This is a genomic window from Streptomyces sp. NBC_01261, from assembly GCF_036226385.1.
In the GTDB taxonomy this organism is placed as follows: domain Bacteria; phylum Actinomycetota; class Actinomycetes; order Streptomycetales; family Streptomycetaceae; genus Streptomyces.
Genome location: NZ_CP108463.1, coordinates 6,221,630 through 6,247,004 on the forward strand (window position 1 = coordinate 6,221,630; position 25,375 = coordinate 6,247,004).

Annotated in this window: 28 protein-coding genes; 16 read left to right on the forward strand and 12 right to left on the reverse strand. The window is 67.7% G+C overall.

Annotated elements, in window-relative coordinates; translation table 11 throughout:
• Window positions 1–17 precede the first annotated feature (17 nt).
• From OG226_RS27660 to OG226_RS27675, 4 genes are read right to left on the reverse strand one after another with little or no spacing between them, the layout of a single operon-like run.
• Window positions 18–365: an RRQRL motif-containing zinc-binding protein gene (locus OG226_RS27660; RefSeq protein WP_329350333.1), complete on the reverse strand. Its 348-nt coding sequence runs from the start codon at window positions 363–365 to the stop codon at window positions 18–20.
• A complete protein-coding gene (locus tag OG226_RS27665; RefSeq protein WP_329350335.1) occupies window positions 365–1,375 on the reverse strand; it encodes a DUF2637 domain-containing protein in 1,011 nt (336 codons plus the stop codon). The genes OG226_RS27660 and OG226_RS27665 overlap by 1 nt, the downstream gene beginning before the upstream one ends.
• Complete coding sequence (locus OG226_RS27670) at window positions 1,372–1,680, reverse strand: DUF6303 family protein (RefSeq protein ID WP_443066912.1); 309 nt, start codon at window positions 1,678–1,680, stop codon at window positions 1,372–1,374. Before OG226_RS27670 ends, OG226_RS27665 begins: the two co-directional genes overlap by 4 nt.
• On the reverse strand, window positions 1,677–1,934 hold the full coding sequence (locus OG226_RS27675; RefSeq protein ID WP_329350337.1) for a DUF6284 family protein: 258 nt from the start codon (window positions 1,932–1,934) through the stop codon (window positions 1,677–1,679). Before OG226_RS27675 ends, OG226_RS27670 begins: the two co-directional genes overlap by 4 nt.
• Window positions 1,935–2,430: 496 nt before the next feature.
• Between OG226_RS27675 and OG226_RS27680 the strand changes: the two genes are divergently transcribed.
• The 3 genes from OG226_RS27680 (at window position 2,431) to OG226_RS27690 (ending at window position 6,042) form a co-directional block, all read left to right on the forward strand.
• On the forward strand, window positions 2,431–3,225 hold the full coding sequence (locus OG226_RS27680; RefSeq protein ID WP_329350339.1) for a GntR family transcriptional regulator: 795 nt from the start codon (window positions 2,431–2,433) through the stop codon (window positions 3,223–3,225).
• The gene (locus tag OG226_RS27685; protein ID WP_329350341.1) at window positions 3,222–3,887 is read left to right on the forward strand and encodes a YdcF family protein; all 666 of its coding nucleotides are present in this window, start codon (window positions 3,222–3,224) and stop codon (window positions 3,885–3,887) included. Before OG226_RS27680 ends, OG226_RS27685 begins: the two co-directional genes overlap by 4 nt.
• Window positions 3,888–4,221: 334 nt before the next feature.
• Complete coding sequence (locus tag OG226_RS27690) at window positions 4,222–6,042, forward strand: DUF262 domain-containing protein (RefSeq protein ID WP_329350343.1); 1,821 nt, start codon at window positions 4,222–4,224, stop codon at window positions 6,040–6,042.
• A gap of 575 nt (window positions 6,043–6,617) precedes the next feature.
• Here OG226_RS27690 and OG226_RS27695 read toward each other — a convergent pair.
• Window positions 6,618–6,893 (reverse strand): ribosomal protein L7/L12, encoded by a 276-nt coding sequence (locus tag OG226_RS27695; RefSeq protein WP_329350345.1) that lies wholly within the window; start codon window positions 6,891–6,893, stop codon window positions 6,618–6,620.
• A gap of 298 nt (window positions 6,894–7,191) precedes the next feature.
• Here OG226_RS27695 and OG226_RS27700 point away from each other — a divergent pair, with 298 nt between their 5' ends.
• The 4 genes from OG226_RS27700 (at window position 7,192) to OG226_RS27715 (ending at window position 10,938) form a co-directional block, all read left to right on the forward strand.
• Window positions 7,192–7,512: a DUF4265 domain-containing protein gene (locus OG226_RS27700; protein ID WP_329350347.1), complete on the forward strand. Its 321-nt coding sequence runs from the start codon at window positions 7,192–7,194 to the stop codon at window positions 7,510–7,512.
• A gap of 386 nt (window positions 7,513–7,898) precedes the next feature.
• A complete protein-coding gene (locus OG226_RS27705; RefSeq protein WP_329350349.1) occupies window positions 7,899–8,573 on the forward strand; it encodes a hypothetical protein in 675 nt (224 codons plus the stop codon).
• A gap of 32 nt (window positions 8,574–8,605) precedes the next feature.
• Complete coding sequence (locus OG226_RS27710; RefSeq protein WP_329350351.1) at window positions 8,606–10,225, forward strand: hypothetical protein; 1,620 nt, start codon at window positions 8,606–8,608, stop codon at window positions 10,223–10,225.
• A gap of 2 nt (window positions 10,226–10,227) precedes the next feature.
• Complete coding sequence (locus tag OG226_RS27715; protein ID WP_329350353.1) at window positions 10,228–10,938, forward strand: nucleotide-binding protein; 711 nt, start codon at window positions 10,228–10,230, stop codon at window positions 10,936–10,938.
• Window positions 10,939–10,996: 58 nt separating this feature from the next.
• Here OG226_RS27715 and OG226_RS27720 read toward each other — a convergent pair whose 3' ends face one another.
• Window positions 10,997–11,881: a macro domain-containing protein gene (locus OG226_RS27720; protein ID WP_329350355.1), complete on the reverse strand. Its 885-nt coding sequence runs from the start codon at window positions 11,879–11,881 to the stop codon at window positions 10,997–10,999.
• Between the two features lie 108 nt (window positions 11,882–11,989).
• Between OG226_RS27720 and OG226_RS27725 the strand changes: the two genes are divergently transcribed.
• The 3 genes from OG226_RS27725 to OG226_RS27735 all read left to right on the forward strand — a co-directional run bounded on the left by OG226_RS27725 (window position 11,990) and on the right by OG226_RS27735 (window position 14,939).
• Window positions 11,990–13,360 (forward strand): macro domain-containing protein, encoded by a 1,371-nt coding sequence (locus OG226_RS27725; protein ID WP_328682199.1) that lies wholly within the window; start codon window positions 11,990–11,992, stop codon window positions 13,358–13,360.
• Between the two features lie 283 nt (window positions 13,361–13,643).
• Window positions 13,644–14,279, forward strand: coding sequence for a DUF3883 domain-containing protein (locus OG226_RS27730; protein ID WP_328682200.1), 636 nt, complete (start codon window positions 13,644–13,646; stop codon window positions 14,277–14,279).
• A gap of 102 nt (window positions 14,280–14,381) precedes the next feature.
• Window positions 14,382–14,939, forward strand: coding sequence for a hypothetical protein (locus tag OG226_RS27735; RefSeq protein ID WP_328682201.1), 558 nt, complete (start codon window positions 14,382–14,384; stop codon window positions 14,937–14,939).
• Window positions 14,940–15,005: 66 nt separating this feature from the next.
• On the opposite strand, the gene OG226_RS27740 is transcribed toward OG226_RS27735, so the two are convergent.
• The 5 genes from OG226_RS27740 to phoU form a co-directional block, all read right to left on the reverse strand.
• The gene (locus OG226_RS27740; RefSeq protein WP_329350357.1) at window positions 15,006–16,382 is read right to left on the reverse strand and encodes a S53 family peptidase; all 1,377 of its coding nucleotides are present in this window, start codon (window positions 16,380–16,382) and stop codon (window positions 15,006–15,008) included.
• A gap of 196 nt (window positions 16,383–16,578) precedes the next feature.
• Window positions 16,579–16,770 carry a hypothetical protein gene (locus tag OG226_RS27745; protein WP_329350359.1) on the reverse strand — a complete coding sequence of 64 codons (192 nt, stop codon included), beginning with the start codon at window positions 16,768–16,770 and terminating at the stop codon, window positions 16,579–16,581.
• Between the two features lie 125 nt (window positions 16,771–16,895).
• The gene (locus OG226_RS27750; RefSeq protein ID WP_327403109.1) at window positions 16,896–17,144 is read right to left on the reverse strand and encodes an SCO4226 family nickel-binding protein; all 249 of its coding nucleotides are present in this window, start codon (window positions 17,142–17,144) and stop codon (window positions 16,896–16,898) included.
• Window positions 17,145–17,273: 129 nt separating this feature from the next.
• Window positions 17,274–17,429: a hypothetical protein gene (locus OG226_RS27755; RefSeq protein WP_019062518.1), complete on the reverse strand. Its 156-nt coding sequence runs from the start codon at window positions 17,427–17,429 to the stop codon at window positions 17,274–17,276.
• A gap of 84 nt (window positions 17,430–17,513) precedes the next feature.
• Window positions 17,514–18,203 carry a phosphate signaling complex protein PhoU gene (gene phoU, locus OG226_RS27760; protein WP_328682205.1) on the reverse strand — a complete coding sequence of 230 codons (690 nt, stop codon included), beginning with the start codon at window positions 18,201–18,203 and terminating at the stop codon, window positions 17,514–17,516.
• A gap of 229 nt (window positions 18,204–18,432) precedes the next feature.
• Here phoU and OG226_RS27765 point away from each other — a divergent pair, with 229 nt between their 5' ends.
• Window positions 18,433–19,686 carry a sensor histidine kinase gene (locus OG226_RS27765; protein ID WP_318017122.1) on the forward strand — a complete coding sequence of 418 codons (1,254 nt, stop codon included), beginning with the start codon at window positions 18,433–18,435 and terminating at the stop codon, window positions 19,684–19,686.
• Window positions 19,683–20,363: a response regulator transcription factor gene (locus tag OG226_RS27770; protein ID WP_009340348.1), complete on the forward strand. Its 681-nt coding sequence runs from the start codon at window positions 19,683–19,685 to the stop codon at window positions 20,361–20,363. The genes OG226_RS27765 and OG226_RS27770 overlap by 4 nt, the downstream gene beginning before the upstream one ends.
• A 100-nt stretch (window positions 20,364–20,463) precedes the next feature.
• On the opposite strand, the gene OG226_RS27775 is transcribed toward OG226_RS27770, so the two are convergent.
• Window positions 20,464–21,123, reverse strand: coding sequence for a DUF461 domain-containing protein (locus OG226_RS27775; RefSeq protein WP_329350362.1), 660 nt, complete (start codon window positions 21,121–21,123; stop codon window positions 20,464–20,466).
• A gap of 588 nt (window positions 21,124–21,711) precedes the next feature.
• Here OG226_RS27775 and OG226_RS27780 point away from each other — a divergent pair.
• From OG226_RS27780 to cysS, 4 genes are all read left to right on the forward strand, one after another.
• Complete coding sequence (locus OG226_RS27780) at window positions 21,712–22,194, forward strand: CarD family transcriptional regulator (protein ID WP_003953493.1); 483 nt, start codon at window positions 21,712–21,714, stop codon at window positions 22,192–22,194.
• 309 nt (window positions 22,195–22,503) lie between these two features.
• Window positions 22,504–23,256, forward strand: a complete 753-nt coding sequence (ispD, locus tag OG226_RS27785; RefSeq protein ID WP_329350363.1) for a 2-C-methyl-D-erythritol 4-phosphate cytidylyltransferase — start codon at window positions 22,504–22,506, stop codon at window positions 23,254–23,256.
• Window positions 23,246–23,740, forward strand: a complete 495-nt coding sequence (ispF, locus tag OG226_RS27790) for a 2-C-methyl-D-erythritol 2,4-cyclodiphosphate synthase (protein WP_328682208.1) — start codon at window positions 23,246–23,248, stop codon at window positions 23,738–23,740. Before ispD ends, ispF begins: the two co-directional genes overlap by 11 nt.
• 118 nt (window positions 23,741–23,858) lie before the next feature.
• Window positions 23,859–25,262, forward strand: coding sequence for a cysteine--tRNA ligase (gene cysS / locus OG226_RS27795; protein ID WP_328682209.1), 1,404 nt, complete (start codon window positions 23,859–23,861; stop codon window positions 25,260–25,262).
• Window positions 25,263–25,375 lie beyond the last annotated feature (113 nt).

Here is a 25,375-nt window from a genome sequence, read left to right on the forward strand (position 1 = left end):
CAGGGCTCTCCCTCAAGTCAGTTGGAGTCGGAGTCGGCGCACGGCACGCACGCGCCGAGCGAGGTGGGGATGACGTATCCGGCATCACGCCGGCACTCGGCGCAGATCCGCCGGGCGCGGTTCGCCCTGGCGAGCGCGGCCCACCGGCCGGGGGTCATCGGGCGGACGGGCTTGGCGCGGTCGACGCGGTAGAGGTAGGCGACCAGCGGACCCCGCCGCCGGCGCGGACGCTGGAGTTCGGCGACCACGTCCTGACCGCCCGGACGCAGCCCCTTCGCACGGAGCTGCCGGCGGGTGGCCAGACCCTCAGGAGCCAACCGCCACCGGTACACCGGCAGCGACCCACTCACGGGCGCGGTGGTCATCAGCGGCCCGAACCGGCGAGATCAACCGGAACACCGTTGACCGGGCCGCGCAGTTCGGCGTAGCGGGTCGAGACCCAGCCCACCGACCAGCCGCACAACTCCGCAGCCGTCCGCACCGACATGCCCTCCGCGTGCGCGGCGGCCACGATCGCGCGGGCGTCCTCCTCCGAGAGCTTCTCCGTGGCAGGACCGGCGGAGAGCAGTGCGGCGCGTTCACGCGCGGCCTGCTCCTCCCGCTCGCTCTGTTCACGGCGCTCCCGCTCAACGCGCTCGCGCTGCTCGCGTTCCGTGCGTTCGGCGGCCTCTTGTTCACGGCGTTCACGCTCCCGCTCACGCTGTTCACGCTCACGGTCCGCACGTTCACGCTGCTCGCGCTCGGCGCGCTCACGGGACTCTTCCCGCTCCCGTTCGTCGCGCCGTGCGGAGGCTTCCCGCTCGGCTTGTTCACGGGCCATGCGGGCTTCGTGCTCACGCTGTTCACGGGTCAGTGCCGCCGCGTGCTCGCGTTCCTCACGGGCCCGCCGCGCGGACTCGTCACGCCGCTCGGTCGCGGCGCGTTCACGGGCTTCCCGCTCGGCTTGCTGCTTGGCTTCCAATGCGACCACGGCGGCGGTGATGGCGCGCCGGTAGGCGAGTCCGGTCTCTGCCGTGACGATCAAAAGCAGGGGTGCGACCGCGTGCACGGCCACGCCCACCAGGTCGTTCTTCAACGCTGAGTCGGCGACGTTGAGGGCAAGGGTCATGCAGCCGGTCATCCACCGCAGAGCGATGGGCCACCGTCCGCCGTTGCCCCCGAGCCGGGCGAGCACCGCGTCCAGGCGGACCACGATGACCACGGCCGCATCCACCACCAGCGGCAGAATCGGCGCCGTCCACGCCCACTTCGCGGGGGTGTGAGCGGAGGCGAGCGGGGTGACAGTGAGGATCGAGTAGAGCATCGCGCCCGCCACGATCAGCCACGTGCCAGCCGACAACGCCCGCTCCGCTGAACGGATGTGAGCGGCGTTCACGCCCCCACCCCCGACCATGAACGCACCCGGATCGCGGCGATCAGGATCACCGGGGAGGCGGGGTCATCCGGGGTCTCGCTGTCCTCGCTCCACTCCCACTCAGCGCCCGGCAGCGGCTCGAAGCCGAGCACACTGAGCGCCTGCGAGCGGGCGGTGAGCGTCGGAACCTTGGGCCCCTGCCTGGAGCTGAACGCGTGCTCCGGCCACCGCTCGGCGGTATTCAGCAGGACCACGTACAGGCGCCAACGGCCCTCACGGACGGACATCTGCGCGGTGAACTCCCGCACGGCGTTCTGTCCGCTCACGCCGCACCGCCCCGGTGCACCGTCACGGCCTGACCCGCCAGCGCGGTCAACAGCCGGCGCCGGGCCCGGCGGACACGCCGCACGTCCAACTCGGTGGGGGTCCGGTCCATCGTGATGATCTGCGCGTCCAACAGGTCAACGTCCGCCAGGATCGCGGGCATCTCCAGCTCGATCGCGTCCAACTCGGCACCCGTCGGCTCCATGAAGTCGGCGAACGCGGTAACAACATCCTGAACAGTGACGATGTGGTCCATTGGGTCGTGTGTCCTTCCACAGGTGAACGGCCCGAACAGCGCCCCCGGAGTGACAGCTCCGGGGGCGCGCGCCGTTGAAGTCGGGTGTCCGGCTCCCCTCAGCGCCGCTCGTACGAGACGAGCAGCGGAGGCAACCGGCCCGCAGCACATGAGCTGCGGAAAGGTCGGGTTGCGCTGTACCGCGCACGGGACAGAACCCGCACACGCCGCCCTCTTGGCTTGCAGAGGTGGAGCGGCTACCTCAAACACTCTGTTGAGTTGTCAAAGAACAGATCCTCCCCAGCAAGCGCGGTAACCCCTGTTCAGAGGGGTTTCTCGTCCTCACGAGACCCGCCGGGCGCTCTGCGGTGGTGCAGTTTGAAGCAGCCCAAGGAAGGGCTCTTCCGCTCGCTGTCCTAGGACTGCGAGCGACCTAGGAAGAGAATGCACCGCAGTCCTGGGACTGTCAACAGTCCTAGGACTGTGCTTCACTGGGACGCGTCGAAAGGAGGTCTGCGTGGCACCGAAGTGGCGCGAACTGGCGGACAGGTTCGCGGAGCAGATCAGGAGCGGCGAGATCAAGCCCGGCGCCCAGTTGCCCCAGATCAGAGACCTGGTCGCGGCCGGCGAAGGGTCAAAGGACACCGTTCATAAGGCGTACAAGGAGCTGGAAGCCCAGGGACTGGTGACGTCCTCGCGTGGCCACGGCACCGTGGTGCGCCAGCAACAGCCGCTCAAACGGCTCGGCATCGCGCGATACGACAAGGCGAAGTGGCGGGACGGTGATGAGGTCGCGTTCATCGCGGACCGCGTGGCGTCCGGGCGCTCGTACCGCCGGAACGAGCAGACCCAGACGGTCAGCCGAGTCAAAGCGTCGCCAGCCGTGGCCGCAGCTCACGGCGTGCCCGAGGGGGCCGATGTCTACGCACGGGCGCGAGTGGTGAAAGAGGGCACGCAGCCGACCCACACCCTGACCAGCTACTACCGGCCCGAACACGTAGAAGGAACCCGCATCGTCGACCCGACCCCGGGCCCTGCCGGGCGAGGCGGCGGGTTCCGTGTCCTGTACGACGCCGGATACGAGATCGACCACATGACCGAGGAACTCTTCGCGCGGGTACCTACGGCGGAAGAGGCTCAGCTACTCCAACTCGCTCCGGGTGAATGGGTGGTGGAGCTGCACCGCACCACGTACACGGCGGATGGGACCGTAGTTGAGTTCGCCATCGGGGTGCATGCGGCGACGCGGTTCGCATGGTCGTACGACTTCAAAGTTCCCGACTCGGCGAAGACAGAGGGTGAGAGCAAGTGATCCCTGCGCAGGCATGGGCGGATGCCCGACTTTTGTGGGACTACCACCGCATGCACCACACACCACGGCCCTGCTCCGTGGCTGTCGGATTGGGCAGTCACGACCTCGGCGTGGCTGACGTGACTGCGGAGCTGTATCACCAGGGCATGGCGCCAGTGATCGTGTTCACCGGGGCGACCAGCCCAACGACCCGAGCACGCATGCCGCGTGGCGAGGCTGTCCACTACCGAGAGCGGGCGTTGCAACTCGGGGTGCCGGAGCCCGCCGTGCTCCTGGAACCGCGCGCCACGAACACTGGCGAGAACATCGAGTTCGCGAAAGAGGTGCTGGCAGAGGCCGGCGTCCCGGTCTCGTCTGTCCTGCTCGTGAGCAAGCCGTATGAAGAACGGCGCTCGTACGCCATGATGCGGAAGCTCTGGCCCGAGATCGAAGTCGTATGCGCGTCCACGCCGATGGGCTTGGAGGAGTACGCGGACTCTATCGGAGACGCTCGCATGGTGATCGACATGATCGTCGGAGCCCTGCAACGAGTGCTCATCTTCCCCGGCTGGGGCCTGGCCATCGAGCAGGCTGTGCCGGATACCGTCGTGGCCGCGTACGAGCGCCTACGTGACCAGGGATTCACGAGTCGACTCATCCCGGACGCGACGCAACGTACCTGATGGGGTCCTGTTCGCTCCGCCTCATCCTCTGACCAGCACGAACAGACCTCGAAAGAGGTCAGCTTGTGGGGGTGAGGGGCGGGTCGGTTCCGCGATTTTAGTCAGTGTCATCTGCTGGCGCCCCGGATGCTGCTGCGTCCGGCAGCATAACGAATTCACGGGACGAAATGCTCTTTTAGGCCACAGGGCAGCTGTGCCGAGCCTGACTACGCTAGGTAGTCCCGCTGGGCATGCCGTACTAAGTGTTGAGCCTTCACGCAGGCCATGCGCGAGCCCTCGGGCTTGCGCTACTGTTCAAGTCGACGTAATTCGTGACAAGGCGTGGGGGTCTGGGATGTCCGAGGCTACTTCGAGCAATGAACTGATTCCGATCGAGAGCCAGACAAAGACCATCCAGACTTGTTTCCAACAGTGCCTGTACGAGGTTCCCAATTTTCAGCGGCCTTATAGTTGGTCACAGGAGCAACTCAGCGACTTTTGGGACGATGTCGTCTTGGCGAAGGGCGATTTCTTCTTTGGATCCACAGTAACGTGGGTAAGTGAGAAGCGGGATCTCTTCAACGATACGTACTCAATCATCGACGGTCAACAGAGGCTGACCACGAGCGCAATTCTTCTATCCGTTGTTCGTGACGCGTTTAACGAAGTGGTTACTAAATACACTGAAGTCGATGATTTCGATACGAGTGTAGCTACTAGTCAGGCGCTCACTACTCAGAAGTATCTGATGACCAAAGACGATGATGGCAAGAGTCATCCGGTTTTGCGTCGGCCTGAGAATATGTTCTACGAAATCATCCAGAACCCGAATGCCATTCCATCTGGAGCGAAGTGGAACGGGAGCGCGGAGCGGATCGGAGAGGCTCGATCCTTCTTTGAAGCGAAGGTTATTGCCGCCATAAAAGACTTGACGCCGGATGGGCAAGTCGAGCGCCTTAAGTCGATTCGGTCAAATGCCTTGAAGGCGCGTGTAATCCAAGTTGAGTTGGCGTCTGAGGAAGACGGCTTTCTGGTCTTCGAGACGTTGAATACACGTGGCGCAGACTTGAGGCTATCAGACCTCGTTAAGAACCTTCTGATCCGAGGTGGTGCCGCAGACGCAGAAGATCGGCAAGCGGTCGCGGATCGTTGGGACCGACTCGTCGACAGTGTGCAACTAGGTCGGGTGAGCCCGGATGTGGTCGACAGATTTATCTGGCAGTCCTGGAACTCGCGACGTGAGGCGGTGAAGGAGCCTGAACTGTTCAAGGAGATTAGCCGCCTCGTGGGCGTCAGTCCCGCCGCGCACCTCTCCTATCTGCAGGAACTTGAACGAGATGCGGAAACCTATCAGTGGCTAGAGGCTGAGCATGTACAGGTCCAGCCGAAGACTCGTGGCGTACGCAATGCCTTCGCCGTCCCGGAATTTGTTGACAGTGTTCGCGCACTTGCGATCTTCAATGTCTCTGTAGCGAACTCGACAGTCCTCGCCGTAGTTCGTAAATTCCGAGAAACGGGATTGATCAAGCAGGCGCAGGTCATCGAAGTTTTGAGGCTCGTTGAATCTTTCCATTTCCAATGGACTGCACTAACGAATAGCGGTTCGACTGGTGGTACTCGAGGTCGATATAATCGCTTCGCTGTTCGCTTGGAGGGTGCAAAGTCTGCCAATGATGTGGCTTTGGCTATCAAGGATTTGAAAGAAAAACTTCGTACAAGTCTGCCCGCTCGCGCGAAATCTTTCCAAGCGTTTTGCTCTTTGTTTTATGCTCCCTCGCTTCAGCTGACTCAGGCACAGAAGCTTCGATCTCGTAAGATTTTCATCGCTTACGTGCTGATGTCGTTCGCGAAGTTGGAAGGATTGCTGCCGGCGGGTCAGAACCTCACGACGTGGTCAATTGAGCACATCAAACCTCAGTCGATGGCCTCGGCGAGTTACGAAGATCCGGTCTACTCGATAGGCAACCTGACGCTACTCACCAATCGCCTTAATAGTTCCCTTGGGGACGCTCCATTGTCGTCCAAGATTGGGGAGCTCAAGAAGGGAAGGGCGTATTTCGATCCGAAACTCGCCACGTGGGAAGCGAGCGCCAACGAGTTTCCGTCTGATGCTCAGATTGAGGAACGGTCGGATTTCCTTGCGACCGACGCGCTGGATCGAGTTTGGAGCCTATAGACCCAGGAAGCCCTTCATGTCGTTGCACCGGTCTCAGTTGTGGTCTCGATCGGTGCTCGATCCAGGGCTGTCCGTCGTCGTTCAGCGCAGTGCGAGCCCGCCTCTGACCAGCGAGGCGAGCAATTTCGCATATGAGTACGGACGTCCCTGGATCAAGATCGAACAAGTCGTAATGCGTTGTTTTCGCGTGAGACGCGAGCGGTATTGCCTCCGGAGGCCAAGGGGGCCGCTTCCACCACGCGTTTCCAGTCGGCTCGGCAGAGGTGAAGTGCTTGCGTGAGGGGAGGCTGCTCCTCTTCGTGGTTGAGGGTTTGTGGCGACAGCGCCGGGCCCTCTCTGGGCCCTCCGAGGTCGACCGGGGACGACCAGTGACGACCACCAACAGCCCCCCGAACGCAGGTCAGTAAGGGTGAACACCCCTCTGACCAGGGTCGAAAAACGGGCCCGCCAGACCCAGGGCAAGAAGAAGTAGGTCTGAACGACCAAGGCCCCTAGCTGCGGTTTGTCCGCTGCTAGGGGCCTTGATGCTGTGCTGGGACCGTCTCTGGACCGTCATTCAGTTGCTCGGGCCGTGTTCAGTGCCTCAGGAAGTCCGGCTCCGGCTGTTCTCTCGTCTCGGCCTGTGCTCCCGCATCGCGGAGGACCGAGACGGCTGCCGCCGCGTCTTCCTCGGGGACGCCGGCGAGAATCACGGCGGGAACCTGCGTCACCAGAACCTTGCTGCGCCAGAGGCTCAGCCCCTTCAGCCGACGCACGACCTGGACAACGTCCAGCACGCGGACACCGGGGCCGGTGAGTACCACGTCATGAGGCACGTCGTCGCACACCAGCAAGAAGTACTCGTCTGCCAAGGCTCTCCCCGCCCCTCTCCGGTTCGGAGCGTACGAGCCGTCAGCCGTCATGTCGCATCGTTTTGGTGGCGTCGAAGACGGCGGCTACGGCTTCCAGGAGCACCGAGGCGTAGAAGTGACGGAGGGCGTGCATGCCGTTCTCGCGGGATTCGGCGCACGACTCACCAGGCTTCCGCTCAGGGATTGCCCCAGCCGCAGCCAACGCCCGCTTCCCAACCGTGGCGGAGGCCTGTGGTGAGCAGACGTCATGCGTCACCCACCTGCGGCCGGCGCGTCAGGGTTCTGCATCCTGGGAACCGTGACGAACCCCGAGGGCCCGTATGTGAAGGTGCACTTCCGGCTTGAGATCGAGGACGAGTGGCCCCCGGCGTCGGTGGAGAGCCTGTGGGCGGCCGACCAGGGCGACGGCACCGCACGGCAGAGCGTGATCAACGCGTTTCGCGAAATCGGAGTCTGCTGCGAGGGGATGGAGAAGTTCGGCATGGTCGCCCTGGACGTCCCGCCCACCGCCGATCTCGCCGAGGTGCAACGGCTGCTCAACCACGGTGTGGCCAAGGAGTGGTGGGACATGGAAGAGGGATGCGTCACCGCGGCGTGGCGGGCTGCCTCCGCCGGCTGATGCCGTTCACGTGACCCATGTCCGGGCCATCCCCGGGCCATCCCCGGGCCGCCCGAGGTCGCTCGACGTCGGCCAAGGGCGCCTCCCCTCCTGACAAGGCATCCCCACCCCCGGATTCCCTCCGGCGAGGAGCTTTGCGCTGCGCGGGACACGGCGCCAGGAGACGGAACCGGGACAGCGCGCCCGGAAGGCGCGGGGAGAAGTCCCGGTGAAGCCCCCGGAAGCGCATCGGAAGCGGATCGACCCTGGTGGCGGAAGCGCCGGTACTGGTGGCATGCAAGGGGTCAATCAGCCTTTTGTGCGGGTTTTCCCGCCGACCCCGATCGGTGGGTTCTCCCGCCGACCCTTCCCTGCCGCCCATCCCGCCCATCCCGTCGGAGCGTCCCATGAACGACCTCGGACCACCACCACCGCCGTCCACCCCCGCCGCACCGAACCTCCCGCCCACCCTCACCGCACCCAACCCCCCGGCCCCCTACCGCGCCGGCGGGCTGATACCGCCCGCCGGGGCTGCCCGCACCTGGGGGCTCACCGTCATCGGGGTGCCCCTGTTGCTCGTTCTGCTGCTGGGGCTGGTCGACGGGTCCTTCTCGACCGGCGGCGCCGGAGCGCAGGCTCAGCCGTGGACCCCGCCCACCGCGTCGTACGCGTACACCCAGTCCGCCACGCCGGACCCGTACAGCGCCTCCGACCCGGTCGCCACGGAGACCGGGGACGCCGGGGGAGGGAGCTCCTTCGGTGAGCCGACGGAGGAGACGGCCACCGCGGCGGCGGAGCCGGAAGCGGTCGTCACCGACTACTTCGCGGCGATCAACAACCGTGACTACCAGAAGGCTTGGGACCTCGGCGGCAAGAACCTGGGCGACGCCGACTACGACTCGTTCGCCAAGGGCTACGCCAACACCCAGCAGGACAGCGTCAGTCAGGTGTCCGTGCAGGGGACCGTCGTGCAGCTGGTCCTCAACGCCCTCCAGACGGACGGCACTTCGCGCTCGTTCAACGTCACCTACACCGTCGAGGACGGTGTGATCACCCACGGCACGGCAATCCCGGTCGGCTGACCATCCCCGCACGAGTGGAGCGCTGAACCATCGTGAGCACACAGGCACCGCACCGCTATCCTCCCGGCAGCCCGCCCGGAGCGCCGCAGGTCACCCGCGTGTACGCGCGGACCAAGGCCACCCGCCTGCTGTCCGCGGGCACCTACCTCGATCCCGTCTACCGCCGGGCCGTCATCAGGGAGTTGCTCAAGAACCGCTTCAGAGTGGTCGCCCCGTCGTACGGCTACGACGCCGTCTCGGTGCTCGCCCACGCGCTCGCGGCCCGCCGACTGCGCCGTGTCCAATGGGGAGTTGTCGCCGGCTCGGCGGTAGCGCTCCTGCTGCTGATGAGCAAGGGGCCGCTGAGCGCCTTCGTCGCCGCCCAGCTCATGTTCTGGGTGCTGTGGGGCGCCGCCTACCTGCGCCGGATCGTCACCCTGCACCTCCTGATGACCCGGCTGAAGGAGACCGGCCCCGCCGGCGGCTTCGACGGCTCCTACCCCGTCGGCGGCAAGCTCACCGACGCCCTGATCGGCAAGATCGACCGCGAACAGGCCGGCCAGACCGGCCTCGTCTTCTACGGCGGTTTCCGGCCCTTCGTCGGCGCCGGGGAGCCGCTGCGCGACTGGGCGAACGCCCAACTCCTGCTCGGCGCACCGAAGAACCGCCTCGCCGCCCGCAAGGACTTCGACGTCAACGGGTCGGGTTCCGGGGCCGACCTCGACGAGGTGGAGCGCAAGCCCGTCGTGCCGTTCACCGTCCACGACATCACCTCGTACGTCGCCGCCCGGATGGACGCGGAACTGCGCGACGAGGCCCGCCGGGACGAACGGATCGAGGGGCTGACCGTCGAGCAGCGCCGCTACACGACGGCGATCCGCACCAACGACCGTACGGCGGGCACCGGTTGGTCCCAGCTGCCGGGCATGGACGACCTCCCGGCCATCCACTGGCGTGAGGACTACGACTCGGCCCGCGAGTACCTGTGCATACGCGTCGGCTCCTGGAACGAGGAGCTGGTGACCTCGATCTTCGTCGGCTTCGACCTCAAGGGCGACACCCTGCACACCGAGTTCTACACCTACGTACTCGGGCCGCTGGTAAGGGAGTTCCACCTCGTCGACCGACTGCCCGACGTGTTCGACGGACGGCTGGCGGTGCGGGTCGCGTGGGACATGGTCAAGGCCGTACCGCGCTGGTGCCTGGCGCTGGCGCTCTGGCCGCTGCGGCTGGTTCCCCGACGCTTCCTGCCGAGGCGGGTACGACGGTTCGTGCGGCCCGCGCGGGGCGGGTGGAGCACCATCACGTTCACCGGAGAGAGCGCGGCGGTCGACACCAGCGAGTTCCAACTCGGGCGCTACGCCAAGGAGTCGGTGGACTGCGGGGCGCTCACCAGCGTCCGGGAGATGGCCACCAGCGACACCTACCACCACTTCTTCCAGAAGACCGACGCCCTGAAGTACACGCAGATCGTCGAGCGCCGGCTGCTCCAGACGATCCGTCAGTTCCTGGGCGAGCACCACGTGGATCTCGCCGACCACGACCGCGCGCAGACCAACATCCTCGTCGGGGACAACTCGCAGGCGATCCTCGGCGGTCACAACGAGAACTTCGGATACAACTACCGTCCGCAGGGCCCCAGTTCGCCCGGCGGCGGAGGGGGAGGGGACTAGTCATGAGCGGGAGCGACAGCCACACGTTCGGGGACAACAGCCAGGTCATCCTCGGCAGGGAGAACAAGGGCTTCGGCTACAACTACCATGCGGCGCCGACGACTTCGGCCGCCGAACCGCAGGCCTCCGACCAGCCGTCGGGGGAACCGTCGGACCGGCCGCCCACCGGTCACGACCGCGGCCGCAGCGTCTTCGTCGTGCACGGCCGGGACGAGGAGGTGCGCGCGGCGATGTTCGGACTGCTGCGCCGGCTCGACCTACGGCCCCTGGAATGGGAGGAGTTGGTGCACGCCACCGGCAAGGCCTCGCCCTTCCTCGGCGAGGTGGTCATGAACGCACCGGCGCAGGCGCAGGCGGCCCTGGTCCTGCTCACCCCGGACGACGTCGCCAAGCTCCACCCGCATCTGCTCGGCAACCGCGAGCGGGACGACGAGACCCAACTCACCGGCCAGCCAAGGCAGAACGTGCTGATCGAGCTGGGCATGGTGCTGATGGCCTACCCCGAGCGGACCGTCATCGTCGAGGTCGGCCGGCTGCGGCACGTCGCCGACACGGCGGGCATCAACGTCATCCGGTTCGACGGAACGGAGTCCTCCCTCGCGAAGATCGTCGCCCGGTTGCGGCTGGCCGGCTGCCAACTCGACGACACCCGGCCGGAATGGCGCGATACCCGCCACTTCCAGAATCTCTCCGCGTACCGACGGCTCGCCTGAATCACAGCGAAGGAGAGGGGGACGGACGCTCCGGCGTCCGTCCCCCTCTCCTTCGCTTCTATACGCGGTCCAGCCCCGACGCCAGCACCCTCAGGAACGCCCCCACCTCCCGCATGTCGATCCGTTCCAGGTCATCCGGCCGCACCACCACCCGCAACTCCCGGCAGACCGCGCCCTCCCGGGACCGCGCGATGAACGACATCAGGATCAGCCGCAGCAGACTGTCCTGGTCGAGATGGTCGAGCCGGGACAGCCCCGATCCCACCAACGGCATGGCCACCGCCTCCAGTTGGGCATGCCGGTGCAGCGCGTCCCACAGCCGGCCGAGGCCGAGCCAGAGGTCCTCGACGCTGGACGCGGCCACACAGTCGTTGCCGATACGGCTGTACGCGACCGCGAACACCAGCCTCGGCCGGGCGCCCAGCACCGCCACCGTGCCGACCGGGTAGCGGTCCAGCTTCCCCAGCGGCTTGCGGTCCCGGTCCTCCCGCCGGACCGGCGCGACCCCGGCGAGCGCCGCGTCCAGTTCCGCGTCGAGACGCCGTACGTCACCGTCGTACCGTCGGAGCAGCAACTGCCCCTGCACACTGGCCGAGTTGATGACCTGGCTGTCGGCGGACGCGGTGTCGAAGGTGTCGCAGAACCCGACGACGAGATGCGCCGGCCGGTCGAACACGTCGCCCGCCTCGACCACCACTCTCAGGTCGGGTCGCCGGAACACCTGTTCCACCCGCAGCACCGGACGTGCCTGGCCCAGCCCCCACACCAGGCATGCCGCCACCGACACCACCGTGACCGTGCCGGGATCGGGAAAGCTCCGTGGGAAGAATTGCCCGACGAACTGAAGGACCGCGGATATTCCGCCGAACGCCACCATCGTGCTGCGCGCGAAAATCCTTCGGGCACGTCCGGTGCCGTAGAACCGCAGAAATCGAGAAAACACGGTTCCTCCAGGACATCATGATAATCTGCTGGTCACTTAGCGGTAACGCAGAGTGATGCAGGGCGATACAGGAACGCGGCGGGGGCGACGCGGGTGGCCGATGGACAAGTGCGCATTCAGGTCAAAGTGCTGGGACCGGTCCAGCTCGACGTCGACGGAATCCCTGTCCGGCTCACACCGCTGACCACCCGGCTGCTGGTCCGTCTGGTGGCCGCCGAGGGCGAGGCCGTGCCGGTACGTCAACTGCGGCGCGACGTATGGGGGTTGGCGGACGGACCGCGCCATCTGGACCAGCGCAATCGCAACGAGGTGCAGAAGCGCGTGCTGGAACTGCGGCGCGCTCTCGACCCCGGCCAGGACGGCACCGCGGCCCGCGTCCTGCGCACCGAGCAACAGGTCACCGTGCACGGCCCGGAGACCGCCTACCGGCTGGTGCTGCGGGCCGGGGAACTGGACAGCGCGCGGTTCACGGCGGTCGTCGGCACCGCCCTCCTCGCCCCGCCCGCGACCGCCGCCCATGAGCTGGCCGAGGCGCTGACCCTGGTCCGCGGCCGGCCGTTGGCCGAGGTCAACGGCGAGAACTTCGCCGACCCCTTCATTCGCCGGCTCACCGCCCTGTTGGACTCCGCCCGCCGTGAACTGGTGCGGGTCCAGGCCGACTTGGGCCGTCCCGACCTCGCGCTGCCGGTCGCCGAGCTGATCGTCCGGGACCACCCCGACGACCTCGACGCCGTACGCACCCTCGACACCCTGCGCGCCGCGCTGCGCGCCCGCCACGGTGCCGAACTGCTGCGTCACCGGGTGCCGTTGCCGGGTCAGCGGGCCGATGTCGTCCTGGTCCGGGGCGACTTGTTCGAGCAGACGGACTGCAATCTGGTGGTCGGTTTCACCGACACCTTCGACACGGAGACCGACCAGGACATCGTCATCAGCCGCGACAGCGTGCAGAGTCAGCTGGTCGACCGGCTCTTCGGCGGCCGACGCCGCCTGCTGGACGAGAAGTTGAAGGCCGGGCTGCGTACGGTGCGGGCCGTCGGCACGGAGAGCGCACGGGCCAAGCCGCGCGGCCGGCGGGTGCGTTACCCGGTGGGCACGACCGTGGCCGTACCCGTCGACGGCCGCCGGATCTTCGCGGTCGCCTATTCGCGGCTCGGCAACGACCTGGTGGCCAGGTCCGGTGACGAGGACCTGCGGACGAGCCTGGACAACCTCTGGGCCTCGGTCGCCGTGCACGGCCTGTTCAGACCGGTCGCCGTCCCGCTCATCGGCTCCGGGCTGGCCCGGGTGACCGACCTCGACCGCAGCCAGCTGGTGGCCCTGATCGTCGACTCGTTCATCACCGCGTGCCGCCGCTACCCCGCGCTCACCCCCGAACTCCGCATAGTGATCCGCCCGGAGGACCTGGCCAGCACCGACCTCTCCCCGGTCGAACGCCGCTTCCACGAACTGGTCCCGGACCTGGACGACCGGGCGGAATGACCAAGGCCGGCAAGTGAGTTGAGGCTGACCCGGCCGAATCCGAGATGAGGCCGACCGAGCCCAAGGTGAGGCCGGGCGGTTCTCGGCGTCCAGCCCCCGCTCCGACGGGTTCCTCCGCATCTTTAGGCTCCCCCATGCGGCATCACCCACCGGTCACTGGCCCGCCACGGCCACCCGGCCTCACCGGACCCCAGTGCACCGCTCCCGCCGCTTCCGCGGGTAGCCACCATCCGCTTCCGATCCGATTCCGACGCCACGGCCCCGCAGGAACTCAGGGGGCGTCATGGGGAACAGAGAGACCGAACAGGCCGCGATCACCCACGTGTTGGCCTTGGAACGGGCCGCGGGCCGCGAGCCCAGGGACGTCCGCACGTCGGGCCTTCCGTACGACGTCGACAGCGCGCCCCGCATGATCGAGGTGAAGGCGTTCAGCCGCTCGGCACGCAGCGAGCCGCTGCCGCTGGAACACCGCCAGGTCCTGGCCGCCCGGGCGAATCCCGACCGCTTCCACCTCTACGTGGTGGACAACCTCGCCGGCCCGGACGGGACCGAGATCGGTGTCCGCGTGCTGCACGGCGAGATCCTCCGGGGGATGATCGAGCGCTCCCAACCGCGGATGACCCAGCAGGGCGGCGAACAGAGCCTTGGCAAGGAACCGCCCCCCTGTCACGATCAAGCCGTGGACGATCTTTCGAAAGTCATGGGGTGGATGGACGTCTTCGCCGACCTGGTGGGTCCGCCGGTCAGCGTTCTGCTGCTGGCGGAGGGGATCCAGATGTACCGCGACGGCGGCTCCATCGGCTGGGTCGTCGGGGCGTCGGTACTGCTCCTGGGCACCCTCTACACGCTCGGGCGTCGGCTCGCCCGGTATCGGAAACGGGCGGCGACGCCGTCGACTTCGGCATCGTCCTCGTCGTGACCGCGGCCGTGCCTGGATATTTCTCGTCATTACGTAGATACGGGATGTGACCGAGCGGGAGGATGGACGCGTCCATACGCACTCTCGGGGGGAAGAGCACCCATGGCCGACCAGTACCCCGGACCACCTCCGGAGCAGCCGCCCGGACAGCCCGGTCAAAATCCCTATGCCGCCCCGCCCGGTGGGCCCTATGCCGAGGGCGCCTACGGCTATCCCGCGGCCCCCACCTACGGCTACCCGCAAGCCGTACCGCCGCAGCCGCAACCGCAGTCGTACGCGCAGCAGCAACCCCAGCCCCAGCCCCAACCAGCCTTCGGCGCCCCGCTGTTGACCCTCGGGGACATCGCGGTCAACGGTGACACCATCGTGAGCCCGGCCGGGTCGATGCCGCTCAGGGGCGCGGTGTGGACGGCCACCGACATGTCACGCACGGAGGAGCGGATTCCGCCGCATGCGATCGTGCTGGCGATCGTGTTCTTCCTGCTGTGCTTTGTCGGGCTGTTGTTCCTTCTGATGAAGGAACGCGTCACCACCGGTTTCGTGCAGGTCGGCGTGAACAGCGGCGGCCGGCACCACTCCACGATGATCCCGGTGCAGTCGCGCAACCAGGTCGTGTACGTCCTCAACCAGGTCAGCTACGCCCAGTCCATCAGCGTGTGAACCATGTGAACCATGTCAACAGGCCGACGGCCCAGGCGTGTTGTGCCTGGGCCGTCTCAGGATGGGTCAGCGCCGGCTCGCCCGCGCCAGCGCCGGTACGAACCGCAGCGCGTCCACCGTGCCGACGCCCGTCGCCATGTCGTAGCCGTTGACCGCGGTGTAACCGGTCACGCCCTCGTACGAGTTGTTCGTGCCGTCGTTCACGTCGACGATGCCGTTGCCCTTGGCTCCGTGCTTCGCGAGCGCGTACAGCGCCGAGTTGATGTCGCCGACCCGGTGCCCCGCCGCCTGGTCCGCGAGGGCGATGATGCCCGAGAAGAGCGGGCTGGCCTCGCTCGTGCCGCCGTAGACGTCCCAGCCGACGGCCGTCGGGTCGAAGCTGGAGTACGTCCACGCGCCGCCGTTGACCGCGGCGGCCATCGAGACGTCGGGGGTGGCGCGTTGGGTGCCGACGACGCTCTTCACGCCGTTCTGGAAGGACGGGCGGGCGAACACGTGGGACTGGCCGCCGCCGCCCGCGCCGTAGTCGTTGTAGACGCTGTCCGGGGTGACGCGGTCGCCCTTGTCGTCCAGGTGGAGCTGCGTGCCGCCGATCGACGTGACCAACGGGTCGGAGGACGGCCAGGAGTTGACCGGCTTGTCGTAGTAACCCTTGCCGTCCGCCGTGGAGTCGGTGGCGCCGCCGTCGCCGGAGGAGGCGAGGACGGTCACGTGCTTGCGGTTGGCGGCCTCGAAGGCGTAGCGCAGCTTCTTGATGCTGGAGAAGTTCCCCTGGTCGAAGCCGGGGAAGGTGTTCTCGGTCGCGCCGAAGCTCTGCGTGATGACGTCGCCGACGCCGTGGTCGATCAGGTACTTCTCGGCGTCCATCATCTCCGGCAGCCCGGTGACGCCCTCGGTCTCGGCGACCGCCGTCTCCACCAGCACGATCTTCGCGTCGGGCGCGACCGCGTGCGCCATCTCGACGTCCAGGGTCGTCTCGCCGGCCCAGCCGGTCATGTCCGCGTTCGTCGGGTCGAAGACCGGGACCTTGCCCCACTTGACGACATTCACCTTGGCGCTGTGGATGCCGAACTGCCTGCTGTACGTGTCGAGATCGTGCTGGATCGTCGGCGAACCGAACGAGTCGACGATGACGATCGTCCGCCCCTTGCCCGTAATGCCCTTCTTGTAAAGCGAGTTGAGGTTGTACGCGGTGCGGTACTGCAGCGGGTTGTAACACGCGATCCGCCACTTGGCCTCGCACTCCGCGCTGGAGAGCGGGGTCGGCACGTCGCGCGCGAGGGTGTGCCCGGTGATCGCCGGGATCGCCTTCGTCTGCGGTACGGCGGCGGGCGCGGCGCCGGCGACACCGCCGAGCGGCGCGGTCGCGAGCGCGGCGACGGCGAGGCCGGCGGTGGCGGCCGTGGCGGCGGCCATGTTCAGTCTCGTGCGGGCTATGTGCATGAATCCCCCCTGAGTGCTGCGGAGTTCGCCCGGCCGTCAGCCGGACGAAGTGGTCTCCGCGCATCTCATCGAGTGAGACATGCACAGGACAAGACTGTTGAACTGTCGATGTCGAACCCTTTGCCCAAACAGCACCAAAGACGCGAACACCCCTGCCGAACCGACCTGTTGACTCGGATGTGCCGACTGTGTCGGCTCAGGCCGTGGCCCCGGCCAGCCGCTGGAACGCCTCCGTCGTGCCGGGGTGCGCGATCTCGTCCAACAGGTGCCGCCACTCGGGGTCGCCCACTCCGGGATGAGCCAGGTCCCACGCGGCCAGCAGCGGCGCGAGGGCGTTCTCGCCGGGGACCGTGGTGGCGTCCGCGTTCGTGAACCGGGTTGATTCCATGGGGTGTTCCTTCCAGGCGGGCGATCAACTGTCGTCGACCGACTTCCACGATGCCTTCGCCCGCCCACGGCGACCATGGAGCGCCCCACCCGATCGTGGGTGGGGCTGGCCGCAGGGCGCCTGCCTCAGATCGAGTACGGCACCGCGTGCACCTCGTCCGCCCGGTGCCCGGCGCGTTCGTGGACGCGCTGGACCGCCTCGGGCGACGGGGCCTCCGACAGGCAGTAGACGGTCCCGGTCTCCGGGTCCGCCCAGGCCCGCTCGAAGTGGACGCCCTCGTCCTTCTCCACGGCGAGGTCCGCCTTGTGGGCCTCCATCAACTGGTCGGCCGTGATGCCCTTCATTCCGTGATGTACGTCCATGTACTGAGCCATGGCCTCACACCTCCTCGTGCTGTCCCTCCCAATGCTGCGCTTCCACGGCGTCCGGGGCCACCGGCGGCCGTACACGCCGGAGGGGCCCCGGCGCCGTAGCACCGAGGCCCCTCGGGGAATGGGCGGCGGTCAGCCGCACTGGCACGGATTGCCGGACTGGCACCCGCAGCCGCAGCCCGAGCCGCAGCCGCAGGCGCCGAAGAGCGGGAGGCTCTTGATCTCGGCGGGCTGCTGCGTCTCGCGCTCCTGCGTCGGGTCCGGCGTGGTGGCGGGGGATTCGGCCATGGGTCCTCCTAGAGGCTGGTGCCTGTGCCCATTGGATGCCCGCTTCGCCGGGCGCATCAACGGCGCATTGAGGCTTCCCCGGACCTAGGCGCCCTCCGCCCCCGTCACCGGCTGGATGTCCGGCTGCAGTTCGTCCGCGTGCTCGCCCGTCACCAGGAACACCACACGCTTGGCGACCGAGACCGCGTGGTCGGCGAAGCGCTCGTAGTAGCGGCCGAGCAGGGTCACGTCGACCGCCGTCTCGATGCCGTGCTGCCACTTGTCGTCCAGCAGGTGCTGGAAGAGCGTCCGGTGGAGGAGGTCCATCGCGTCGTCGTCCTGCTCCAGCTGGAGCGCGAGGTCGACGTCCTTCGTGATGATGACCTCGGCCGCCTTGGCCATCAGGCGCTGGGCGAGCTGGCCCATCTCCAGGATGGTGGCGTGCAGGTCGTGCGGTACGGCCCGCTCCGGGAAGCGCAGCCGGGCCAGCTTCGCCACGTGCTGGGCGAGGTCGCCGGAGCGCTCCAGGTCGGCCGACATGCGCAGCGACGTGACGACGATGCGCAGGTCCGTCGCCACCGGCTGCTGCCGGGCCAGCAGGGCTATGGCCCGGGCTTCGAGGTCGTGCTGGAGGTCGTCGACCTTCTTGTCGGCCTCGATGACGCTCTCGGCCAGCTTCAGGTCGGAGTCCAGGATGGCCGTCGTGGCGCGTCCGATCGCCGACCCGGTCAGCCGGGCCATCTCCACCAGACCGTCACCGATCGAGTCAAGTTCCTCGTGGTACGCGTCCCGCATCAGGGTTCCCTCTCCTACGTTGCTTCGGGGGCTCCGGGGCCCTGGGCCTGTCGATGTGACTAAAAACCGGCCCTTCCACCCCACGCTCCCACGTTCCCGCTCCTACGCGACGGTTTCCGCCACCCCGAATGAACCAATACTGGCTCCAAGGTGAACTCTGGGCGACGAGTGTTCGAGGTCGCACTCCGATGGCTGTGGCCAGGAGGTATCCCATGCCTAACCTGGGGGCATGGACGTGAACGCGGCGGTCGCCGCAGCGGCAGCGATCGCCGGGGTGCTCACCGGTGTCATCGCCATGCTGGCGTTCCGCTGGAGCGAACGCGACCAGAAGCGACCGACCAGGACCTCCCTGCATACGGACCCGGTGCTTCCGCCGGGTGTGGACACCGTGCTCTCGGTGCTCCGCTCCTCGGCCGTGGTCCTCGACGAGGCGGACGCCGTGGTCAAGGCCAGCTCGGCGGCGTACGCCCTCGGACTGGTCCGCGGCGGGAAACTCTCCGTCGATCCCATGCTCCAGATGGCCCGGGACACCCGGCGCGACGGCGAGATACGCCAGGTCGAGCTGGATCTGCCCCGGCGCGGCACCGGCCGCGGGGAGGCCCTCGCGGTCTCCGCCCGGGTGGCGCCGCTCGGCTCCCGGCTCGTCCTGCTCCTCGTGGAGGACCTCACCGAGGCCCGCCGTATCGAGGCCGTACGACGTGACTTCGTGGCGAATGTCAGCCACGAACTGAAGACCCCGGTCGGCGCGCTCTCCCTCCTCTCGGAGGCGGTCATGGACGCCTCCGACGATCCTGAGGCGGTGGAGCGTTTCGCCGGCCGGATGCAGATCGAGGCCACCCGCCTGACCAATCTCGTGCAGGAGCTCATCGACCTGTCACGGGTCCAGAACGACGACCCCCTCGAAGACGCCGAACCCGTCCGCGTCGACGAACTCGTCGCCGAGGCCATCGACCGCTGCCGGCACCAGGCCGGCACCAAGCAGATCACCATGGCCGCCGGCGGCACCGCCGACCTGCACGTCTACGGGAACCGGGGCCAGCTGGCCGCGGCCCTCGGAAACCTGGTCGAGAACGCCGTCAACTACTCGCCCGCCCGCACCCGCGTCGGCATAGCCGCACGCCGGGTCTCCGCGGGCGGCGGCGACCACATCGAGGTCGCCGTGACCGACCAGGGCATCGGCATCTCCGAGAAGGACAAGGAGCGCGTGTTCGAGCGCTTCTACCGTGTCGACCCGGCCCGCTCGCGGGCCACCGGCGGTACGGGTCTCGGACTGGCGATCGTCAAGCACGTGGCCGCCTCGCACGGCGGGGAGGTCACGGTGTGGAGCTCCGAGGGACAGGGCTCCACGTTCACCCTGAGGCTGCCGGAGGCGGGTGCGGCCCGCGACCGTGCCCACCAGCACCCCGACCTCGACGACGAGGTCGAGGCGTCCCCTGAACCATCCCCGTACGAACCGCTTCCCGCCCCGGAGGTCCTTCCGTGACCCGAGTGCTTGTCGTCGAGGACGAGGAGTCCTTCTCCGACGCCCTGTCGTACATGCTCCGCAAGGAGGGCTTCGAGGTCGCCATCGCGACCACCGGGCCCGACGGACTCGACGAGTTCGAGCGCAACGGCGCCGACCTCGTCCTGCTCGACCTGATGCTGCCGGGGCTGCCCGGCACGGAGGTCTGCCGCCAGTTGCGCGGCCGTTCCAACGTCCCCGTCATCATGGTGACGGCCAAGGACAGCGAGATCGACAAGGTCGTAGGCCTGGAAATAGGAGCCGATGACTACGTCACCAAGCCCTTCTCGTCCCGCGAGCTCGTCGCCCGTATCCGGGCCGTCCTGCGCCGCCGCGGCGAGCCCGAGGAGGTCACCCCGGCCGCCCTCGAAGCCGGTCCGGTCCGCATGGACGTGGATCGCCACGTGGTCACGGTCTCCGGCTCCAAGGTCGACCTGCCCCTCAAGGAGTTCGACCTGCTGGAGATGCTCCTGCGCAACGCGGGCCGCGTACTGACCCGCATGCAGCTCATCGACAGAGTCTGGGGCGCCGACTACGTGGGCGACACCAAGACCCTGGACGTTCACGTCAAGCGCCTCCGCGCCAAGATCGAGCCGGACCCGGGCGCGCCGCGCTACCTGGTGACGGTGCGCGGCCTCGGCTACAAGTTCGAGCCGTAAACCGCGAACACTTCCTTACCGGCTCCACGACGAAGGGCGGGACCTCTCCGAGAGGTCCCGCCCTTCGTCGTGGACGTACGACTGCTGTCGCTACGGCTGCTCAGCCGGCGGTGCCCGTCTCAGTGGCCGTGGCCGTCGCGCTGGCGGAGGCCGAGTCGGTCGGGGTGGCCGACGTGCTCTTGCCCGGCTTCGGCGAGCCGGAGGCGGTCGCGGTGGCGCCCGCGGCCGGCGTCGAGGGGATGGAGCTGGGGCCCCACTTGGTGAAGTAGCTGTCGGCCGGGACGACGAAGGCGCTCAGGTTCACGTCGCCGGTCGTGCTGAGGGTGAAGGTGACCTTCTGGGCGTTGCCGTCCGTGATGCCGGCGGGGTCGGTCAGCGCCGCGGAGGCGTTGCCCTTGCCGCCCAGGACGAGCGAGCCGAGAGCCGGGACGACCAGCTTGCCCTTGCCCTTGGCGGGGGTCAGCGTGGCCGTGCCGGCGCCGTCGACGCTGACGGAGTCCAGGGTCTGGGGGTCCTTGCTGGTGTTGAACAGGGTCGCGGAGATCACCGCCGGGCCCGCGGCCTCGGAGCCGGACTCGGTGAGGGGCTGGGTGATGACGAGTGCGTTCTGCACCTTGATGGTGCCGACGGAGACGGCCGCGTTGTCCGGCTTGACCTCCAGCGTCTGTGCGTCGTTGCCGGCAGCGCACGCGGCGAGGGAGGCGATCGAGAACGCGATGGTGGCGGCGGCGAGGGCGCCGCGTCGAAGGCTGCTGCTCACGGCGGCGGCTACTCCTTGAACGTGGGCGGAGCAGGGCGACTCCCGAATAAAGCCGCCCTAAGTGTCTGTCAGCGGCCTTAGGTTACCGAGCCGTTCCCGCAGCACCGCACCCGACCCTCCCCCAACCGGGTACCCATGTGTCTCAAGTGACTCACGGGTCACTTGAGACCGGCACTCGTTCGGCATTCACATAAGCAGCTCAGTCGTCCGTCGGCGGATTTTCGGTGAAGAATGCGCGGGGCCCCGGATAATCGATCACCGGCATCTCGGCGGGCCTCGGTGATCAATTCCGGATTCGTCTCGTACCGGGCTCCGCCCACCGAACGGAGTAGCGGAAGTCGAGCACTTGGAACCAGACATTTAGGGACGTTCGTCCGGTTGGAGGCGCCTCCGGATGTGTGTAACGTACGCGTTTCACCTCGCCCGGAGAGCCGCTCCGACCTGCGAATACCCTCTTCCGCTCGGCCTCCGCAGCACGTTCCTGTTGCAGTTGTCAAGCCCCGAGATGCGCTCTGACCTGCGAAAACGCCATTCAGAACCCGCAGTTTCCGTGTTACCCTGGATAGCCACGGAAGGGGTACCTGTCACATGACGTTCAAGGTTGGCGACACCGTGGTCTATCCCCATCACGGGGCCGCGCTGATCGAGGCTATCGAAACTCGCCAGATCAAAGGCGTGGACAAGACCTATTTGGTGCTGAAGGTCGCTCAGGGTGACCTGACGGTGCGTGTGCCAGCGGACAATGCGGAGTTCGTCGGCGTACGTGATGTGGTCGGTCAGGACGGGCTGGACCGGGTCTTCGAGGTGCTGCGCGCTCCGTATGCCGAGGAGCCCACGAACTGGTCGCGTCGTTACAAGGCAAATCTGGAGAAGCTCGCCTCCGGCGATGTCATCAAGGTCGCGGAAGTCGTCCGTGACCTGTGGCGTCGTGAGCGCGAGCGCGGACTCTCCGCAGGTGAGAAGCGCATGCTCGCCAAGGCTCGCCAGATCCTGGTGAGTGAGCTCGCGCTCGCGGAGAACACGAACGAGGACAAGGCCGAGGCCCTGCTCGACGAGGTTCTCGCGTCCTGACGCAGGCGACTGGTACGCCCTGCTCAGCACACTGAAATGCCGTGGTGCCCGATGACAGCTCCCTTGTCGCCGGGCGCTTCGGCATGTTCAGGGGATTTTTGCGAGCCCCCGAGCCGCGACTCCGTCGAAGCCTCCGAGACCTGAGACTCCGACTCCGTCGAACGTCGGAGAAACATCCCCCGATAATGGTGTGCCGGGCCCGGGCAGCTGTCTCGACCGGTGTCACGGAAGGGTCCGGTCAAGGCGTCGCGCCCGGCACTCCTGAGGCCATACCCACGTAGGTCGAGCACACAAACCTGACAGGAACCGATGTCTGACGATTCGCGCTCTTCGCAGGCGCAGTCCTCCGTCGCCGCCGTGATCCCGGCCGCCGGACGGGGCGTACGCCTCGGCCCGGGCGCCCCCAAAGCGCTCCGCGCGCTGAACGGCACCCCCATGCTGATCCACGCGATCCGCGCCCTGGCGGCGTCCCGCGCGGTCTCGCTGGTCGTCGTCGTGGCCCCGCCCGACGGAGCGGCCGAGGTCAAGACCCTCCTGGACGCGCACGCACTGCCCGAGCGCACCGACTTCCTGGTCGTCCCCGGCGGCGAGTCCCGCCAGGAGTCCGTGAAGCTCGGCCTGGACGCGCTGCCGCCCGGCTACGACATCGTCCTCGTCCACGACGCGGCCCGCCCGCTCGTCCCGGTCGACACGGTCGACGCGGTCATCGAGGCCGTACGGGACGGAGCTCCCGCCGTCGTACCGGCCCTGCCCCTCGCCGACACGGTCAAGGAGGTCGAGCCGGCCGAGCGTCCCGGCGACCCGGAACCGGTCGTGGCCACCCCGGAACGCGCCCGCCTCCGCGCCGTGCAGACACCGCAGGGCTTCGACCGCGCCACCCTGGTCCACGCCCACGAGACGGTCACCGACAACGTCACCGACGACGCGAGCATGGTCGAACAGCTCGGCCGCACGGTCGTGGTCGTCCCCGGCCACGAGGAGGCCTTCAAGGTCACCCGCCCCCTGGACCTGGTCCTCGCGGAGGCGGTCCTGACCCGCAGGAGGCTGAACGATGGCTTCTGAGACGTACCCCCTGCCCCAGGTGGGCATCGGCACCGACATCCACGCCTTCGAGGAGGGCCGCGACCTCTGGTGCGCCGGCCTGAAGTGGGAGGGAGAGGGCCCGGGCCTGGCCGGCCACTCCGACGCGGATGTCGTGGCCCACGCGGCCTGCAACGCCCTCTTCTCCGCCGCCGGACTCGGCGACCTGGGCCAGCACTTCGGCACCGGCCGTCCCGAGTGGTCGGGGGCGTCCGGGGTCACGCTGCTCACGGAGGCGGCGAGGATCGTCCGCGAGGCGGGCTTCATCATCGGCAACATCGCCGTACAGGTGATTGGCCCGAGGCCGAAGATCGGCAAGCGGAGAGACGAAGCCCAGAAGCTCCTGTCGGAGGCGGCGGGAGCCCCGGTGTCCGTGTCGGGGGCGACGACGGATGGGCTGGGCTTCCCGGGACGGGATGAGGGCTTGATGGCGGTGGCAACGGCGTTGGTGGTCAAACGCGGCTGACTGGGCCGACCTTCTTTTAAGGGGCGCGGGGAACTGCGCGACCAGCCCCCACCGGGCCCGCAGACAACAATCAACCCAACCGTCTGAGGCACAGGGCAACGCCCACTACCCTTGTACCGTGACCATTCGCCTGTACGACACCAGCGCCCGGCAGATTCGCGACTTCACCCCGCTCACAGCGGGCTGTGTCTCGATCTACCTCTGTGGCGCCACGGTGCAGGCGGCCCCCCACATCGGCCACATCCGCTCGGGCCTGAACTTCGACATCCTCCGCCGCTGGTTCGAACACCGCGGCTACGACGTCACCTTCATCCGCAACGTCACGGACATCGACGACAAGATCATCACCAAGTCCCGTGAACAGGGCCGCCCTTGGTGGTCGATCGGCTACGAGAACGAGCGCGCGTTCAACGACGGCTACAGCGCACTCGGCTGCCTCCCGCCGACGTACGAACCGCGGGCGACCGGCCACATCCCCGAGATGATCGAGATGATGCGCGGGCTGATCGAGCGCGGTCACGCGTACGAGGCCGACGGCAGCGTCTACTTCGACGTGCGGTCGTACCCGGACTATCTGGAGCTGTCGAACCAGGACATCGACGACCTGCGCCAGCCCCCCGAGGACGGCATCACCGGGAAACGCGACCCGCGCGACTTCGCGATGTGGAAGGCGACCAAGCCGGGCGAGCCCGACTGGGAGACCCCGTGGGGCCGCGGCCGCCCCGGCTGGCACCTGGAGTGCTCGGCGATGGCGCACAAGTACCTGGGCCCCGCCTTCGACATCCACGGCGGCGGCCTCGACCTGATCTTCCCGCACCACGAGAACGAGATCGCCCAGGCCAAGGGCTACGGCGACGACTTCGCGCAGTACTGGGTGCACAACGCCTGGGTCACCATGAGCGGCGAGAAGATGTCGAAGTCGCTCGGGAACTCCGTCCTCGTGTCCGAGATGGTCAAGCGGTGGCGACCCATCGTCCTGCGCTACTACCTCGGCACCCCGCACTACCGCTCGATGATCGAGTACAGCGAGGAGGCCCTGCGCGAGGCGGAGTCCGCGTTCGCGCGGATCGAGGGCTTCGTGCAGCGGGTCGTCGAGAAGGCCGGGGGAGTCGTCGAGCCCGCCGCCGAGGTGCCGCCGGCCTTCGCCGAGGCGATGGACGACGACCTGGGCGTCCCGCAGGCGCTAGCCGTCGTCCACACCACGGTCCGGCAGGGCAACAGCGCGCTCGCCGCCGACGACAAGGAAGCCGCCGTAGCGCGTCTCGCCGAGGTGCGCGCCATGCTCGGGGTGCTCGGACTCGACCCGCTGGACCCGCACTGGATCGGCGAGGGCGGCGACCGGGGCGAGGACCTGCACGGTGTCGTCGACACCCTGGTCCGCATGGTCCTCGACCAGCGCGAGGCCGCCCGGGGCCGTAAGGACTGGGCGACCGCCGACGGCATCCGCGACCAGCTCAACCAGTCCGGACTCAACATCGAGGACGGCCCGCAGGGCCCGCGCTGGACCCTCGGCCCCCGCTGAACCCATCCCGATCGCACCCGGTCAACGAAGATCGACTGTGCCGCCCGGCCTCCCGGGCGGCACACTGCATAGACGTACGTATTCACCGCACCCCCAGACGGGTCACACAGACA

What these genes read in the sequence shown, in the direction of transcription:
- OG226_RS27660 (WP_329350333.1), bottom strand. Translation starts at nt 365, where the DNA reads ATGACCACCGCGCCCGTGAGTGGGTCGCTGCCGGTGTACCGGTGGCGG.
- OG226_RS27675 (WP_329350337.1), bottom strand. Translation starts at nt 1,934, where the DNA reads ATGGACCACATCGTCACTGTTCAGGATGTTGTTACCGCGTTCGCCGAC.
- OG226_RS27690 (WP_329350343.1), top strand. Translation starts at nt 4,222, where the DNA reads ATGTCCGAGGCTACTTCGAGCAATGAACTGATTCCGATCGAGAGCCAG.
- OG226_RS27705 (WP_329350349.1), top strand. Translation starts at nt 7,899, where the DNA reads ATGAACGACCTCGGACCACCACCACCGCCGTCCACCCCCGCCGCACCG.
- OG226_RS27715 (WP_329350353.1), top strand. Translation starts at nt 10,228, where the DNA reads ATGAGCGGGAGCGACAGCCACACGTTCGGGGACAACAGCCAGGTCATC.
- OG226_RS27730 (WP_328682200.1), top strand. Translation starts at nt 13,644, where the DNA reads ATGGGGAACAGAGAGACCGAACAGGCCGCGATCACCCACGTGTTGGCC.
- OG226_RS27735 (WP_328682201.1), top strand. Translation starts at nt 14,382, where the DNA reads ATGGCCGACCAGTACCCCGGACCACCTCCGGAGCAGCCGCCCGGACAG.
- OG226_RS27740 (WP_329350357.1), bottom strand. Translation starts at nt 16,382, where the DNA reads ATGCACATAGCCCGCACGAGACTGAACATGGCCGCCGCCACGGCCGCC.
- OG226_RS27745 (WP_329350359.1), bottom strand. Translation starts at nt 16,770, where the DNA reads ATGGAATCAACCCGGTTCACGAACGCGGACGCCACCACGGTCCCCGGC.
- OG226_RS27750 (WP_327403109.1), bottom strand. Translation starts at nt 17,144, where the DNA reads ATGGCTCAGTACATGGACGTACATCACGGAATGAAGGGCATCACGGCC.
- OG226_RS27755 (WP_019062518.1), bottom strand. Translation starts at nt 17,429, where the DNA reads ATGGCCGAATCCCCCGCCACCACGCCGGACCCGACGCAGGAGCGCGAG.
- phoU (WP_328682205.1), bottom strand. Translation starts at nt 18,203, where the DNA reads ATGCGGGACGCGTACCACGAGGAACTTGACTCGATCGGTGACGGTCTG.
- OG226_RS27765 (WP_318017122.1), top strand. Translation starts at nt 18,433, where the DNA reads ATGGACGTGAACGCGGCGGTCGCCGCAGCGGCAGCGATCGCCGGGGTG.
- OG226_RS27780 (WP_003953493.1), top strand. Translation starts at nt 21,712, where the DNA reads ATGACGTTCAAGGTTGGCGACACCGTGGTCTATCCCCATCACGGGGCC.
- ispD (WP_329350363.1), top strand. Translation starts at nt 22,504, where the DNA reads ATGTCTGACGATTCGCGCTCTTCGCAGGCGCAGTCCTCCGTCGCCGCC.
- ispF (WP_328682208.1), top strand. Translation starts at nt 23,246, where the DNA reads ATGGCTTCTGAGACGTACCCCCTGCCCCAGGTGGGCATCGGCACCGAC.